The organism is Pseudomonas sp. LA5 (assembly GCF_028640825.1).
Classification (GTDB): domain Bacteria; phylum Pseudomonadota; class Gammaproteobacteria; order Pseudomonadales; family Pseudomonadaceae; genus Chryseomonas; species Chryseomonas aestiva.
Genome location: NZ_JAQYZY010000006.1, coordinates 56,189 through 69,555 on the forward strand (window position 1 = coordinate 56,189; position 13,367 = coordinate 69,555).

A 13,367-nucleotide genomic window follows, 5' to 3' on the forward strand; every position below is an offset into this window, starting at 1 on the left:
TGACCTGGTCACCGCCACTCACTCATCCGGTACGCCGAGGCCTGCCGGATGCGCCGACGCAAGCAGGGGCTGAATGTCCACGATAGCCGAGAATAGCGCAACCGTACTCGAACGCATCGCCGCCGCCAGCCGGACGGCAGGCCGCGATCCCGCGACTGTCGGCCTGCTGGCGGTGAGCAAGACCAAGCCCGCCGCCGCCTTGCGCGAGGCCGCCGCCGCGGGCCTGCGCGACTTCGGCGAGAACTACCTGCAGGAGGCGCTGGACAAGCAGCCGGCGCTGGCCGACCTGCCACTGGTGTGGCATTTCATCGGCCCCATCCAGTCCAACAAGACCCGCGCCATCGCCTGCCACTTCGACTGGGTGCATTCGGTGGATCGCCTGAAGATCGCCCAGCGCCTGGCCGAACAGCGTCCGTCCGAGCGCGGGCCGCTGAACATCTGCCTGCAGGTCAACGTCAGTGGCGAGGCCAGCAAGTCCGGCTGCCACCCCGACGACCTGCCGGCCCTGGCCGCCGCGGTCAGCCAGTTGCCCAACCTGCGCCTGCGTGGCCTGATGGCCATCCCCGAACCCACCGAGGACCCGGCCAGCCAGCGCGCCGCCTTCGCCCGACTGCGTACCTTGAGCGAGGCCCTGAACCTGGGCCTGGACACCCTGTCCATGGGCATGAGCCAGGATCTGGAAGCCGCCATCGCCGAAGGGGCCACCTGGGTCCGCGTCGGTACCGCCCTCTTTGGCGCCCGTGACTACGGCGCCACCCCTTCAACCTAGGAAGTCTCGATGAACGACACCCGCATCGCCTTCATCGGCGCCGGCAACATGGCCGGCGCCATCATCGGCGGGCTACTCGCCCAGGGCATGCCGGCCCGGCAGCTCAGCGCCAGCAATCGCAACCCGGCCAAGCGCGAAGCCCTGGCCCGGGACCATGGCATCCGCGTCGAGGCCAGCAACAGTGCCGTGCTCGCGGATGCCGACGTGGTGGTGCTGGGGGTGAAGCCCCAGGTGATGGCCGAGGTCTGCCAGGAGCTGGCGCCCCACCTGCGCCCGGATCAGCTGATCGTCTCGGTCGCCGCCGGCATTACCTGCGCCAGCCTGACACTCTGGCTGGGCCGGCGCGCCCTGGTGCGCTGCATGCCCAACGTGCCTTCGCAGCTGCGCCTGGGTGCCAGCGGCCTGTTCGCCAATGACCAGGTCACTGCCGAACAGCGCGCCCGTGCCCAGGAGATCCTCGCCGCGGTCGGCCTGGCCCTCTGGGTCGAGGAAGAGCAGCAGCTGGATGCGGTCACCGCCGTCTCCGGCAGCGGTCCGGCCTATTTCTTCCTGCTGATGGAAGCCATGACCGAGGCCGGCACCAAGCTCGGCCTGCCGGCCGAGGTCGCCCAGCAGCTGACCCTGCACACCGCCCGCGGCGCCGCCGCCATGGCCTGTCAGGGCGACCGCAGCCCCGAACAATTGCGCCGCTCGGTGATGTCCCCCAAGGGCACCACCGAACGCGCCATCGAAACCTTCCAAGCCGGGGCCTTTTCCGACCTGGTGGAAGAAGCCCTCACCGCCGCGGCCGACCGGGCTGCGGAACTGGCCCAGTTGCCGGATCGATAAGGAGTATCCATGTCCGCTTTCGCCCAAGCTCTCGTCTACGTCATCCAGACCCTCGGCAGCCTCTATCTGCTGATCATCCTGCTGCGCTTCATCCTGCAGCTGGTGCGGGCCGACTTCTACAACCCGCTGTCGCAATTCACCGTGCGCGCCACCCAGCCGCTGCTCAAGCCGGTACGGCGCATCATCCCCGGCTTCGGCGGCGTCGATCTGGCGGCCCTGGTGCTGGCGATCCTGGTCCAGCTGGCGCTGATGATGGTCGTGGTGGTGCTGCTCGGCGCCAGCATCGGCGGCCTGTTCCCTGCCCTGCTGATCTGGGCGCTGCTGGGCGTGGCGTCGCTGTTCCTCAAGGTGTTCTTCTTCGCCCTGATCGTCAGCGTCATCCTCTCCTGGGTCGCGCCCCAGATCCACAACCCGGCGGCCGAACTGGTCAACCAGATCTGCGAGCCGTTGCTGGCGCCCTTCCGCCGCATCCTGCCGAGCCTCGGCGGCCTGGATCTGTCGCCGATCTTCGCCTTCATCGTGATCAATCTGCTGGATCGCTTCGTCATCGGCCAGCTGGCCGCGGCCACCGGCATGCCGCAGATTCTCGCGCCCTTCCTCTGACGCGCCATTCGCGCACCCGCCACGACCGCCCGCCGCGTCGTGGCGGAGGCGGCATTGACGTCCCGCCGGACGCTGGGGCACCGTCCAGTCTTTGCTGTTCAGGTCAAGGAAGTCCCCTATGGAACGCCTGTTCCGCCACGTCGGTGCCTATGCCACGTGGAAAGCCGAACTCGATACCCAATTGGGCCGCTACCGCGACTGGTTGCAGCGTAATCGTCTCGCCTCCCCCGCCCTGGACGCCGCCCTGGCGACCTGCCAGAGCGAATTGCAGGCCGACGGCATCACCCTGGCCTTCGCCGGCGAGTTCTCGCGCGGCAAGACCGAGCTGATCAACGCCCTCTTCTTCGCCGACTACGGCCAGCGCATGCTGCCGTCCCAGGCCGGGCGCACCACCATGTGCCCCACCGAGATCTTCTATGACGCCGGGTCCGACGGACCCTATCTGCAGCTGCTGCCCATCGACAGCCGCCTCGACGAACGCAGCCTGACCGCCTGGCGCAAGGCGCCCGAGGCCTGGCAACGCTTCCCCCTGGACGACCGCCACCCGGACGCCATGGCCGCCCTGCTGGCCAAGGTCACCGAGACCCGCGAGGTGGAAACCGCCGCCGCCGTGCAGCTGGGCTTCGATCCCGAGCAGCTGGAACAACTCGACAGCGACGGCCTGGTCAGCATCCCGGCCTGGCGCCACGCGCTGATCAGCATCGACCATCCGCTGCTGCGCCAGGGCCTGCGCATCCTCGACACCCCCGGCCTCAACGCCCTGGGCGCCGAGCCGGAACTGACCCTGTCGCTGCTGCCCCACGCCCAGGCCGTGCTCTTTCTGATCGGTGCCGACACCGGCGTGACCGCCTCGGATCTCGCGCTCTGGGAGCAGTGCGTCAAGCCATCGTTGGGCGATGCCCCGGAGCGGCTGTTCGCGGTAATGAACAAGATCGACAGCCTCTGGGACGACCTCGGCGGCGTTGCCCATGTCGCCCAGTCCCTGGAAAACGTCCGCCAGGCCAGCGCCCGGCAACTGGCGCTGCCGGCCGAACACATCCTGCCGCTATCGGCCAAGCAGGCGCTGCTGGGCAAGGTCCGCGGCGATCTGGAACTGCTCGCGCGCAGCCAGCTGGACAGCCTCGAACAGCTGCTCGCCGAACGCATCGTCGGCGCCCGCGAGCGTCTGTTGCAGCAGCGCATCGTGCAGCAGGCCAGTGGTCTGCTCGGCGCCAGCCGGACGCTTATCGAACAGCGCCTGGAGGCCATTCGCGCCCAGTACGCGCAACTGGCCGACGAGGAACTGCCCGGTGCCGGCCTGGAGTTGCAGACCGCTCGCACGCGCCAGGAGTACGACCTCTACCACCGCCGCCTGCTGGATCTGCGCACCACCCAGAACATGCTGGCCGGGCAGCGCAAGCTGCTGACCGACCTGGTCGCGCCGGAGCGCCTGGACGCCCACCTGGACACCGCCCGCCGGGAATTTCGCACCAGCCTGACCACCGTCGGCATCAACCAGTCCATCACCCGTTTCTTCCGCGTGGTCGAGCATGACCTGCTGGCCCTGGACAACGAGGCGGATCGGGCCAACAAGGTGCTCGGCGCGGTCTACCAGCGGCACAATGTGGAGAATCCGCTGCATCCCCTGGAAGCGCCGCGACTGCGCATCCGCCCCTATGTCCGCGAGCTGCGCCAGCTGCAACTCAAGACCGAGGAGGTGCAGCGCCAGGTCAAGACCCTGCTCACCGAGCAGAGCGCCCTGGGCCGCCGCTTCTTCGCCACCGTCGCCCAGGAGGTCCAGGCGCTGCAGGAAGGCGCCCACGCCCAGGTGCTGCGCTGGAACGACGGCGCCCTGACCCCGCTGGTGCAGCACACCCGCGAGCAGAAGCAGTTGCTGGAAACCAGCATGCTGGCGCTCAAGCAGCTCACCCAGCAGAACCTCAACAGCCAGGAGCAGGTGCGTCGGCTGCAGGTGCACGAGGACGTCCTGCACGGGCAGCTCAGCGAGGTCAGCGACATGCTCAAGCAGATCAACCGGCCGGCACCGTCCCAACGCCACGACAACGTAGTCGCCCTGCCGCTGGCGCGGGTCGGCTAGCCCCACCCGCCACGCGCGGCGCGATCCCTGGCCGCCGCGCCACGCCTGCCCTTGCCGCTCCCGGCGGTGCTCTTTAGACTGGCGAGCCCCGCCCCGGACGAGCCGTCAATGCCCAGCGTCATTCCCGAAGATTCCGTCGGCCTGGTCACCCCCGAGCTGCTGCACTTCAACGAGCCCCTGGCCCTGGCCTGTGGTCGCACCCTGCCGGCCTACGACCTGATGGTCGAGACCTATGGCGAACTCAACGCCAGTCGCAGCAACGCCGTGCTGATCTGCCACGCGCTCTCGGGCCATCACCACGCGGCCGGCTACCACAGCATGGACGACCGCAAGCCGGGCTGGTGGGATAGCTGCATCGGTCCCGGCAAGCCCATCGACACCCGCAAGTTCTTTGTCGTCGCCCTCAACAACCTGGGCGGCTGCAACGGCTCCACCGGCCCCAGCAGTCCGAACCCCGAGACCGGTCGGGCCTATGGCGCGGACTTCCCGGTGCTGACCGTGGAGGACTGGGTCAACAGCCAGGCCCGGCTGGCCGATCGCCTGGGTATCGGGCAGTGGGCGGCGGTGATCGGCGGCAGCCTGGGCGGCATGCAGGCGCTGCAGTGGACCATAAGCTATCCCGAGCGCATCCGCCACTGCCTGGCCATCGCCTCGGCACCCAAGCTGTCGGCGGAAAACATCGCCTTCAACGAGGTGGCGCGCCAGGCCATCCTTTCGGACCCGGATTTCCACGCCGGCCACTTCCAGGAAAAGGGCGTGATCCCCAAGCGCGGCCTGATACTGGCGCGCATGGTCGGCCACATCACCTACCTGTCCGACGAGGCCATGGGCGAGAAATTCGGTCGTGAACTCAAGACCGACCAGCTCAACTACGACTTCCACAGTGTCGAATTCCAGGTGGAGAGCTACCTGCGCTACCAGGGCGAGGAATTCTCCGGCCGCTTCGACGCCAACACCTACCTGCTGATGACCAAGGCGCTGGACTATTTCGATCCGGCCCATGCCCAGGGCGGCGACCTGGCCAAGACCCTGGCCGGAGTGCAGGCGCGCTTCCTGATCGTCTCCTTCACCACCGACTGGCGTTTTTCGCCGGCGCGCTCCAAGGAGATCGTTAACGCCCTGATGGCCGCGCGCAAGGACGTCAGCTACCTGGAGGTCGACGCGCCCCAGGGGCATGACGCCTTCCTCATCCCCATCCCGCGCTATCTGCAGGCCTTCTCCCACTACATGACCCGCATCGAGGTATAGCTGCCGTGCGCGCCGATCTGGACATCATTCAGGAATGGATCCCCGCCGGCAGCCGGGTCCTCGACCTCGGTTGCGGCACCGGCGAGTTGCTCGCCTGGCTGCGCGATCACAAGCAGGTCACCGGCTACGGCCTGGAGATCGACCCGGACAAGATCGCCGAATGCCTGCTCAAGGACGTCAACGTCATCGAGCAGGATCTCGACGGCGGCCTGGCCAACTTCGCCAGCGACAGCTTCGACGTGGTGGTCATGACCCAGTCGCTGCAGGCCATGCAGTACCCGGATCGCATCCTCCAGGAGATGCTCAGGGTTGGTCGCCAGTGCATCATCACCTTTCCCAATTTCGGTCACTGGCGCTGCCGGCTGTACCTGGGCGGCCGGGGGCGGATGCCGGTCTCGGACTTCCTGCCCTACACCTGGTACAACACACCGAACATTCACTTCTGCACCTTCGAGGACTTCGAACGCCTCTGCCGCGAACAGCGTGCCCAGGTGCTGGATCGTCTCGCCGTGGACCGCCTGCATCGTCATGGCTGGGCCAGCAAGCTGTGGCCAAACCTGCTCGGCGAGATCGGTATCTACCGGGTCAGCGCGCCGCACTTGCACGACCTGCGCGTCGCGATATGACGTAAGGCACGGGCGGCGCAGCCAGCCTGGGCACGGCTTCGCGTACAATACGCCGCCCTTCTCAACGCGACGCGGTGTCTCCCATGTCCGACCTTACCGAACTGGTTCTCGCCAGCCACAATGCCGGCAAGCTCAAGGAACTCCAGGCCATGCTCGGCGACCGGGTGCGGGTGCGCTCGGTGGGCGAATTCAGCCAGGTGGAACCCGAGGAAACCGGGCTGTCCTTTGTCGAGAACGCCATCCTCAAGGCGCGCAACGCGGCGCGGCTGTCCGGTCTGCCGGCCCTGGCCGACGATTCGGGCCTGGCGGTGGATGCCCTCGGCGGTGCTCCCGGCATCTATTCTGCCCGCTACGCCGACGGTAAGGGCGATGCCGCCAACAACGCCAAGCTGCTCGACGTTCTGCGTGACGTCCCCGACGCCGAGCGTACCGGCCAGTTCGTCTGCGTGCTGGCGCTAGTGCGCCACGCCGACGATCCCTTGCCGATCCTCTGCGAGGGCCTCTGGCCCGGGCGCATCCTCCATGCCGCCCAGGGCGAGCATGGCTTCGGCTACGATCCGCTGTTCCAGCCCGATGGCGAAGCGGTCTCCGCGGCCGAACTGGCGCCGGCGGAAAAGAACCAGCGCAGCCATCGCGCCCGCGCCATGGCCCAGCTCAAGCAACGGCTCGGCCTGTGACCCAGGTGTTCGCCCTGCCGCCACTGGCGCTCTACATCCATATCCCCTGGTGCGTGCGCAAGTGCCCCTATTGCGACTTCAACTCCCATGCGGCCGGCCCGACCCTGCCGGAGGCCGAGTATGTCGATGCCCTGCTGGCGGATCTGGACAACGACCTGGCGCACGTCCATGGCCGCCCGCTGACCTCGATCTTCTTCGGCGGCGGCACGCCCAGTCTGTTTTCCGCCGCGGCCCTGGGCCGTCTGCTGGATGGCGTGGCCCGGCGGCTGAGCTTCGCGCCGGATATCGAGATCACCCTGGAGGCCAATCCCGGCACCTTCGAGCAGGCCAAGTTCGTCGCCTACCGCGGGCTGGGCATCAATCGGCTGTCGATCGGCATCCAGAGCTTCCAGGACGCCAAGCTCAAGGCCCTGGGGCGCATCCACGGCCGCGATGAAGCCATTCGCGCCGCCGACCGGGCGCGCGCCGCCGGCTTCGACAATTTCAACCTGGACCTGATGCACGGCCTGCCCGAGCAGAGCGTGGCCGATGCCCTCGGCGATCTGGAGCAGGCCATCGCGCTCGCGCCCACCCACCTGTCCTGGTACCAGCTGACCATGGAGCCCAACACGGTGTTCTGGAGCCAGCCACCGGAGCTGCCCGAAGACGACACCCTCTGGGACATCCAGGAAGCCGGCCAGGCGCGGCTGGCGGCCGCCGGTTACCACCAGTACGAGACCTCTGCCTATGCCCAGCCCGGGCGCCAGGCGCGGCACAATCTCAACTACTGGGGCTTCGGCGACTTCCTCGGCATCGGCGCCGGCGCCCACGCCAAGCTCAGCGCCCCGGACGGCACCCTGCAGCGCACCTGGAAGACCCGCCTGCCCAAGGACTATCTGGACCCGGCAAAGGCCTTCCAGGCCGGCGCGAAACCCCTGGCGCCAGCCGACCTGCCCTTCGACTTCATGATGAACGCGCTGCGCCTGGTGGACGGGGTACCCGCCGCCTGGTATCCGCAGCGGACCGGCCAGTCCCTGGACAGCCTGGCGCCCGCACTGGCCGCGGCGCGCCGCGCCGGCCTGCTGGCCGAGGATGAACAGCGGCTGCGCCCCACCACCCGCGGCCAGCTGTTCCTGAACGACCTCTTGCAATCCTTTCTGCCTGACTGACGAGGAGCTCTGCCTTGGACTTCGTACTCGACCATATCGCCGACCTCTCCCGCTGGAGCCGCAGCCACCTGGACGAGGTGGCCCTGGCGGTCACCGCCACCCTGCTGGTGCTGTTCGGCAGCCAGGTCAACGCCTTCATCCAGGCGCGGCTGGGCAGCCTGCCGACCGCCGTTCGGATACCGGCCTTCGCCCTGGCCTGCCTGGCCATCTATGGCGCCGCCATGACCTTCCTGACCCCCTGGGTGGTCAAGGGCCTGGCGCAGTTCAACAACTATGCCCTGTCCCCGGTGCTGCTGATCGGCGTCTGCCTGCTGGGCGTGCTGGCCGAACGCCGTAGCTAGCGGCAGCGGGCGCGGATACCGTCCAGCAGGCACTCCAGGGATTGCGGGCGACCCAGCAGGAAGCCCTGGAAGGTGTCCACGCCCAGGTCCTTGAGCAATTCGAACTGGGCTTGGGTTTCCACCCCTTCGGCGACGATCTGCATGTCCAGTGCGCGGCACAGGCTGACGATGCCCGCCAGCAACTGCCGGGATCGGTCGTCGGCGTCCACCGCCAGCAGAAAGCTGCGGTCGATCTTGATGGTGTCGAAGGGCAGGCGGTGCAGATAGCCCAGCGACGAATAGCCGGTGCCGAAATCGTCCATCGCCACCCGAAAGCCCTGCTCGCGCAAGGCGGCCAGGCGCCGCTCCGGCGTGCCCTGCTGCAGGAATACCGATTCGGTCACCTCCAGCTCCAGCGCCCTGGGCTCGATGCCGAATTCGGCGCAGGCGGCCGCGAGAACCTCGGCCAGTTCATCATCGGCCACCTGCAGCGGCGAGATGTTGACTGCCACCGGGATCTGCAGACCGGCGTCCTGCAGGGCCCGGGCGCAAGCGGCTGCGCGGCGGATCGCCAGCCGCCCGAGGGCCGAGGCCATGCCGTTCTGCTCGGCCAGGGCGACGAAGACGTTGGGCGGCACCGCGCCGACGCCCGGACAGTTCCAGCGCGCCAGCAACTCGGCGCTGACCATGCGCTGGCGGGCATCGAACTTGGGCTGCAGGACGAAGGTGATGAGCTCCGCCTCGATGGCGCCGTGCAGATGGGCCAGCAGGGTCACCTTGCTGCGCGCCTCGCAGGTCAGTTGCGGATCGTAGCAGCGCACCCGGCTCTTGCCGGCCGCCTTGGCCGCGTACATGGCGGCATCGGCATTGCGCAGCAGGGTCTCCACATCCAGCCCCTCTTCGGGCGCCAGACTCAGGCCTATGCTGGCCGATACGCGGATATCGTGGCCGGCGATGCACTGCTGCCGACCCACCGCCTGCACCAGTTGCTCGGCGACCTGGCGGGCCTGGTCGCGATCGCTCACGTCCAGCAGGGCGACGAATTCATCGCCACCCCAGCGCGCCAGCACCTCACCGGCCCCCAGTACCTGGCGCAACTCGCGCACCAGGGCGCAGAGCAATTCGTCACCGGCGGCGTGGCCCAGGGAGTCGTTGACCTCCTTGAAGCCGTCCACATCGATGAACAGCACCGCGAGGTTGCCGGTCTCTTCGAGGTCCTGCAGGCGCGCCTCGAAGTCCTGGTAGAAGGAGGTGCGATTGGGCAACTGGGTCAGGGCGTCGCTGAGCGCCATGCGCTCCAGCGCCTGCTCGGCGCGCTTGCGCTCGGTGATGTCCCTCAGACTGGCGACCACGTAGCCTTCGCGATCCGCCTCGCCGGCGAAGCGACTCAGACTGATCTCCACCGGCGTGATCCGCTTGGCGGAGACGTGGAACTGGGCTTCGCACAGGGCATAGCCGTCGCGCTCGAAGGTACGGATGGCCGCCTCGGGCAACTTGATGTAGTGCGACAGGTACTGGCCGCTGACACTGCGCTCCGCACTGAGCATCAGGGCGCGCAGGGCGTCATTGGCTTCGATGATCTGCCCGCTTTCGGTCAGCACGGCCATGGCGTCGCGGCAGAGGGCGAAGGCTGAAGCGATGAGGTGCAGCGAGCGCTCGGTGCGCTGGCGAGCGCTACGCTCGACTTCGAGCCAGCGGCGTACGGCGTGCAACTCGGCCGTCGGCGAATCGGGACGGACCAGATCCCTCATGGAATCCGCCGCTCACGAAGGGCGGCACGGGACCGGTTGGCGTTCTTGAAGAGGACTGACATCCAGGTGTCTCTGTGAATTCGACTGCAACCGCCATCACAGCAGGGCAATTGGCCATCATGCCAATTGCCCGTCGGCAGCTCAAGATCGATTCGTCAGAGATACACGGTCAGCTCTGGCGTTCGAACTTGAGATCCCAGACGCCATGCCCTAGTCGCTCGCCACGGCGTTCGAACTTGGTGATGGGTCTTTCCTCGGGGCGCGGCACATAGCCCGAGGCGTCGCCGAGGTTACGGTAACCCGGGGCGGCGTTCATGACTTCGAGCATGTGCTCGGCATAGGCCTGCCAGTCGGTGGCCATGTGCAGCACCCCGCCGACCCTGAGCTTCTGCCGGACCAGTTCGGCGAAGGCCGGCTGGACGATACGGCGCTTGTGGTGACGGCTCTTGTGCCAGGGATCGGGAAAGAACAGCAGCACCCGGTCCAGACTGGCATCGGCCACGCACTGCCGCAGCACCTCGAGGGCATCGCAGCTGTAGACCCGCAGATTGGTCAGGCCCTGGGTCATGGCGCCATTGAGCAGCGCGCCCACGCCCGGGCGATGCACCTCGACGCCGATGAAATCCTGCTCGGGCGCGGCGGCGGCCATTTCCAGGGTGGAATGGCCCATGCCGAAACCGATCTCGAAGGTACGTGGCGCCTGGCGCCCGAACACCTGGTCGAAATCCTGCAGGCCGTCGGTCAGCTCCAGACCGAAGCGTGGCCAACCCTGGTCGAGACCGCGTTGCTGGCCTTCGGTCATGCGGCCGGCGCGCATCACGAAGCTCTTGATGGTGCGCCGGGGGCGGTCGGGGGTCTGGTCGTCTTGATGATCGGTCATGGCGTTATCGATAGTGGGAAAAAGAGACGCCCGGCAGAGGCCGGGCGCGTGATGGAAGGCGCCAGGTCCTAGTTGACCAGGCCGTCCAGCGGCGAGGAGGCCGTGGCATAGAGCTTGCGCGGCATGCGCCCGGCCAGATAGGCCAGGCGACCGGCGACGATGGCGTGCTTCATGGCTTCGGCCATCAGCACCGGCTCGCGGGCATGGGCGATGGCGCTGTTCATCAGCACCGCTTCGCAACCCAGTTCCATGGCGATGGTGGCGTCTGAGGCGGTACCCACCCCGGCATCCACCAGCACCGGCACCTTGGCCTCTTCGAGGATGATGCGCAGGTTGTAGGGATTGCAGATGCCCAGGCCCGAGCCGATCAGACCGGCCAGCGGCATGACGGCGATACAGCCGATGGCCTCCAGCTGGCGGGCGACGATGGGATCGTCACTGGTGTAGACCATGACGTCGAAGCCGTCGGCGACCAGCGTCTCGGCGGCCTTGAGGGTCTCGATGACGTTGGGGAACAGGGTCTTCTGGTCGGCCAGGACTTCCAGCTTGACCAGGTTGTGACCGTCGAGCAGCTCGCGCGCCAGGCGGCAGGTGCGCACCGCTTCCACCGCGTCATAGCAGCCGGCGGTGTTCGGCAGGATGGTGTAGCGCTCGGGTGAGATCACGTCGAGCAGATTGGGCTCGCCGGGCGTCTGGCCGATGTTGGTGCGACGCACCGCCACGGTGACGATCTCGGCACCGGAGGCCTCGATGGCCACGCGGGTCTCTTCGAGATCGCGGTACTTGCCGGTCCCGACCAGCAGACGCGACTCATAGGTGCGCCCGGCCAGGGTAAAGGGAGTGTCTTTCATCTGGATTCCTCTTGCGCGGCTAGCCGCCGCCGATGGCGTGGACCACTTCCAGCCGGTCGCCGTCCACCAGGGCGGTGGTGGCGTGCTGGCTGCGCGGCACGATGTCGAGGTTGCGTTCCACCGCTACCCGCCGCCCGGTCAGGTCGAGACGCACGAGCAGGTCGGCGACGGTGGCGCCGTCCGGCAATTCAAGGGATTCGCCGTTCAACAGAATCTGCATGGCAAAGGCATCGTCACGGGGTGAGCCGGCATTCTACGCCGGTCGGGCGTGCATTGCAGCGGCGCTGGGCCGGGAACGACGGCCAGTGCGCGGTCAGAGACTGCTCAGGCGCCAGGCGAGGATGGCCAGGCAGGCCCAGCCGGCGAGAAAGCACAGCCCGCCGAAGGGGGTGATGATGCCCAGCCGCGCGATGCCGGTCAGCGTCAGCAGATAGAGGCTGCCGGAAAACAGCAGGATGCCGGCGATGAAAAAGCCACCGGCCCAGGCCACCAGGCGCCCCTGGAAGTGCAGCGACAAGAGGGCGACGCCAAACAGCGCCAGGGCATGGATGAGCTGATAGAGGACGCCGGTCTGGAACACGGCCAGGTAGTCGGCGGTCAGTCGGCCCTTGAGTCCATGGGCGGCGAAGGCGCCGAGTCCGACACCGGTGAAGCCGGCCAGGGCCGCGAACAGCAGGAAGAGACGCAACATGGGTTTTACCGGGCGATGGAAGAGAAGCGCTGGTTATAATGGCCCGCTAACCGCCAAAGACCAAGCCGATGCTGCTCACCCTCCTCCGCCGTCTCCTGCGTATCGCCCTCTGGTTCGCCGTCCTCAGCGCCGCTCTGGTGCTGATCCTGCGCTGGGTGCCGCCGCCGGGCAGCATGCTGATGGTGGAGCGCAAGGTCGAGTCTTGGATCGACGGCAAGCCCATCGATCTGCAGCGCGACTGGCGACCCTGGAAGGAGCTGCCGGACGATCTCAAGATGGCGGTGATCGCCGGTGAAGACCAGCACTTCGCCGAGCACTGGGGCTTCGACATGGCGGCGATCCGCCAGGCCTTCAGCCACAACGAAGCCGGTGGTTCCCTGCGCGGCGCCAGCACCATCAGCCAGCAGACCGCCAAGAACCTCTTTCTATGGAGCGGCCGCAGCTATCTGCGCAAGGCCTTCGAAGCCTGGTTCACCGTGCTGCTGGAAACCTTCTGGTCCAAGCAGCGCATCCTCGAGGTCTATCTCAACAGCGTGGAATGGGACGACGGCGTGTTCGGCGCCGAGGCAGCGGCCCGTCACCATTTCGGCATAGGCGCGCCCTACCTCTCCGACCGCCAGGCCAGCCTGCTGGCCGCCGTGCTGCCCAATCCCCGCGAATGGAGCCCGAGTCGCCCCAGCGCCTACGTCGCCGAACGCGCCGCCTGGATCCGCCAGCAGGAACGACAGCTGGGCGGTAGCGACTATCTCAGGCAGATGACCGGGCGGTAGCCAGGCAACTGGAAAACGCTGCGCGGTTTTCCACTCTACCGACTCAAGTTGATTGATGCGGTCGTGCCTTGATGCTCCATCGCGGCCATGGGCCGCTCCTACAGAAGCATCACACCCTGTAGGAGCGG

The 13,367-nt window shown here is 67.5% G+C and carries 15 protein-coding genes; 10 read left to right on the forward strand and 5 right to left on the reverse strand.

Annotation, left to right across the window (positions count from 1 at the left end; all coding sequences use genetic code 11):
• The first annotated feature begins 73 nt into the window (after positions 1 to 73).
• The 9 genes from PVZ72_RS00280 to PVZ72_RS00320 all read left to right on the forward strand — a co-directional run bounded on the left by PVZ72_RS00280 (position 74) and on the right by PVZ72_RS00320 (position 8,317).
• Complete coding sequence (locus PVZ72_RS00280) at positions 74 to 769, forward strand: YggS family pyridoxal phosphate-dependent enzyme (RefSeq protein ID WP_273860892.1); 696 nt, start codon at positions 74 to 76, stop codon at positions 767 to 769.
• 9 nt (positions 770 to 778) lie between these two features.
• A complete protein-coding gene (gene proC / locus PVZ72_RS00285) occupies positions 779 to 1,597 on the forward strand; it encodes a pyrroline-5-carboxylate reductase (RefSeq protein WP_273860893.1) in 819 nt (272 codons plus the stop codon).
• 9 nt (positions 1,598 to 1,606) lie between these two features.
• A complete protein-coding gene (locus PVZ72_RS00290; RefSeq protein WP_273860894.1) occupies positions 1,607 to 2,200 on the forward strand; it encodes a YggT family protein in 594 nt (197 codons plus the stop codon).
• A 118-nt stretch (positions 2,201 to 2,318) separates the two neighbouring features.
• Positions 2,319 to 4,277, forward strand: coding sequence for a dynamin family protein (locus PVZ72_RS00295; protein WP_208693865.1), 1,959 nt, complete (start codon positions 2,319 to 2,321; stop codon positions 4,275 to 4,277).
• A gap of 108 nt (positions 4,278 to 4,385) precedes the next feature.
• Positions 4,386 to 5,525 (forward strand): homoserine O-succinyltransferase MetX, encoded by a 1,140-nt coding sequence (gene metX, locus PVZ72_RS00300; RefSeq protein WP_273860895.1) that lies wholly within the window; start codon positions 4,386 to 4,388, stop codon positions 5,523 to 5,525.
• A gap of 5 nt (positions 5,526 to 5,530) precedes the next feature.
• Positions 5,531 to 6,151 carry a methionine biosynthesis protein MetW gene (gene metW, locus PVZ72_RS00305; protein ID WP_133861462.1) on the forward strand — a complete coding sequence of 207 codons (621 nt, stop codon included), beginning with the start codon at positions 5,531 to 5,533 and terminating at the stop codon, positions 6,149 to 6,151.
• A gap of 83 nt (positions 6,152 to 6,234) precedes the next feature.
• Positions 6,235 to 6,828, forward strand: a complete 594-nt coding sequence (gene rdgB, locus PVZ72_RS00310; RefSeq protein ID WP_133861463.1) for an RdgB/HAM1 family non-canonical purine NTP pyrophosphatase — start codon at positions 6,235 to 6,237, stop codon at positions 6,826 to 6,828.
• Positions 6,825 to 7,976 carry a radical SAM family heme chaperone HemW gene (gene hemW, locus PVZ72_RS00315; protein ID WP_273860896.1) on the forward strand — a complete coding sequence of 384 codons (1,152 nt, stop codon included), beginning with the start codon at positions 6,825 to 6,827 and terminating at the stop codon, positions 7,974 to 7,976. The genes rdgB and hemW overlap by 4 nt, the downstream gene beginning before the upstream one ends.
• A 14-nt stretch (positions 7,977 to 7,990) precedes the next feature.
• Complete coding sequence (locus tag PVZ72_RS00320; protein WP_273860897.1) at positions 7,991 to 8,317, forward strand: DUF3392 family protein; 327 nt, start codon at positions 7,991 to 7,993, stop codon at positions 8,315 to 8,317.
• Here PVZ72_RS00320 and PVZ72_RS00325 read toward each other — a convergent pair.
• From PVZ72_RS00325 to PVZ72_RS00345, 5 genes are all read right to left on the reverse strand, one after another.
• The gene (locus PVZ72_RS00325) at positions 8,314 to 10,047 is read right to left on the reverse strand and encodes a putative bifunctional diguanylate cyclase/phosphodiesterase (protein ID WP_273860898.1); all 1,734 of its coding nucleotides are present in this window, start codon (positions 10,045 to 10,047) and stop codon (positions 8,314 to 8,316) included. The genes PVZ72_RS00320 and PVZ72_RS00325 overlap by 4 nt on opposite strands.
• Before the next feature lie 169 nt (positions 10,048 to 10,216).
• A complete protein-coding gene (trmB, locus tag PVZ72_RS00330) occupies positions 10,217 to 10,927 on the reverse strand; it encodes a tRNA (guanosine(46)-N7)-methyltransferase TrmB (protein WP_273860899.1) in 711 nt (236 codons plus the stop codon).
• Positions 10,928 to 10,995: 68 nt separating this feature from the next.
• Entirely contained in the window at positions 10,996 to 11,778 is a 783-nt protein-coding gene (locus PVZ72_RS00335; RefSeq protein ID WP_133861468.1) for a thiazole synthase, read from the reverse strand.
• A 19-nt stretch (positions 11,779 to 11,797) separates the two neighbouring features.
• A complete protein-coding gene (gene thiS / locus PVZ72_RS00340) occupies positions 11,798 to 11,998 on the reverse strand; it encodes a sulfur carrier protein ThiS (RefSeq protein WP_017640999.1) in 201 nt (66 codons plus the stop codon).
• Between the two features lie 93 nt (positions 11,999 to 12,091).
• Positions 12,092 to 12,469: a DUF423 domain-containing protein gene (locus PVZ72_RS00345; protein WP_133861469.1), complete on the reverse strand. Its 378-nt coding sequence runs from the start codon at positions 12,467 to 12,469 to the stop codon at positions 12,092 to 12,094.
• Positions 12,470 to 12,537: 68 nt separating this feature from the next.
• On the opposite strand from PVZ72_RS00345, the gene mtgA reads away from it, so the two are divergent.
• The gene (gene mtgA / locus PVZ72_RS00350) at positions 12,538 to 13,239 is read left to right on the forward strand and encodes a monofunctional biosynthetic peptidoglycan transglycosylase (protein ID WP_133861470.1); all 702 of its coding nucleotides are present in this window, start codon (positions 12,538 to 12,540) and stop codon (positions 13,237 to 13,239) included.
• Positions 13,240 to 13,367 lie beyond the last annotated feature (128 nt).

Bases quoted from the DNA above. Each gene is read 5' to 3' on its own strand.
- PVZ72_RS00280 (WP_273860892.1), top strand. From the start codon at position 74: ATGTCCACGATAGCCGAGAATAGCGCAACCGTACTCGAACGCATCGCC.
- proC (WP_273860893.1), top strand. From the start codon at position 779: ATGAACGACACCCGCATCGCCTTCATCGGCGCCGGCAACATGGCCGGC.
- PVZ72_RS00290 (WP_273860894.1), top strand. From the start codon at position 1,607: ATGTCCGCTTTCGCCCAAGCTCTCGTCTACGTCATCCAGACCCTCGGC.
- PVZ72_RS00295 (WP_208693865.1), top strand. From the start codon at position 2,319: ATGGAACGCCTGTTCCGCCACGTCGGTGCCTATGCCACGTGGAAAGCC.
- metX (WP_273860895.1), top strand. From the start codon at position 4,386: ATGCCCAGCGTCATTCCCGAAGATTCCGTCGGCCTGGTCACCCCCGAG.
- rdgB (WP_133861463.1), top strand. From the start codon at position 6,235: ATGTCCGACCTTACCGAACTGGTTCTCGCCAGCCACAATGCCGGCAAG.
- PVZ72_RS00325 (WP_273860898.1), bottom strand. From the start codon at position 10,047: ATGAGGGATCTGGTCCGTCCCGATTCGCCGACGGCCGAGTTGCACGCC.
- trmB (WP_273860899.1), bottom strand. From the start codon at position 10,927: ATGACCGATCATCAAGACGACCAGACCCCCGACCGCCCCCGGCGCACC.
- PVZ72_RS00335 (WP_133861468.1), bottom strand. From the start codon at position 11,778: ATGAAAGACACTCCCTTTACCCTGGCCGGGCGCACCTATGAGTCGCGT.
- thiS (WP_017640999.1), bottom strand. From the start codon at position 11,998: ATGCAGATTCTGTTGAACGGCGAATCCCTTGAATTGCCGGACGGCGCC.
- PVZ72_RS00345 (WP_133861469.1), bottom strand. From the start codon at position 12,469: ATGTTGCGTCTCTTCCTGCTGTTCGCGGCCCTGGCCGGCTTCACCGGT.
- mtgA (WP_133861470.1), top strand. From the start codon at position 12,538: ATGCTGCTCACCCTCCTCCGCCGTCTCCTGCGTATCGCCCTCTGGTTC.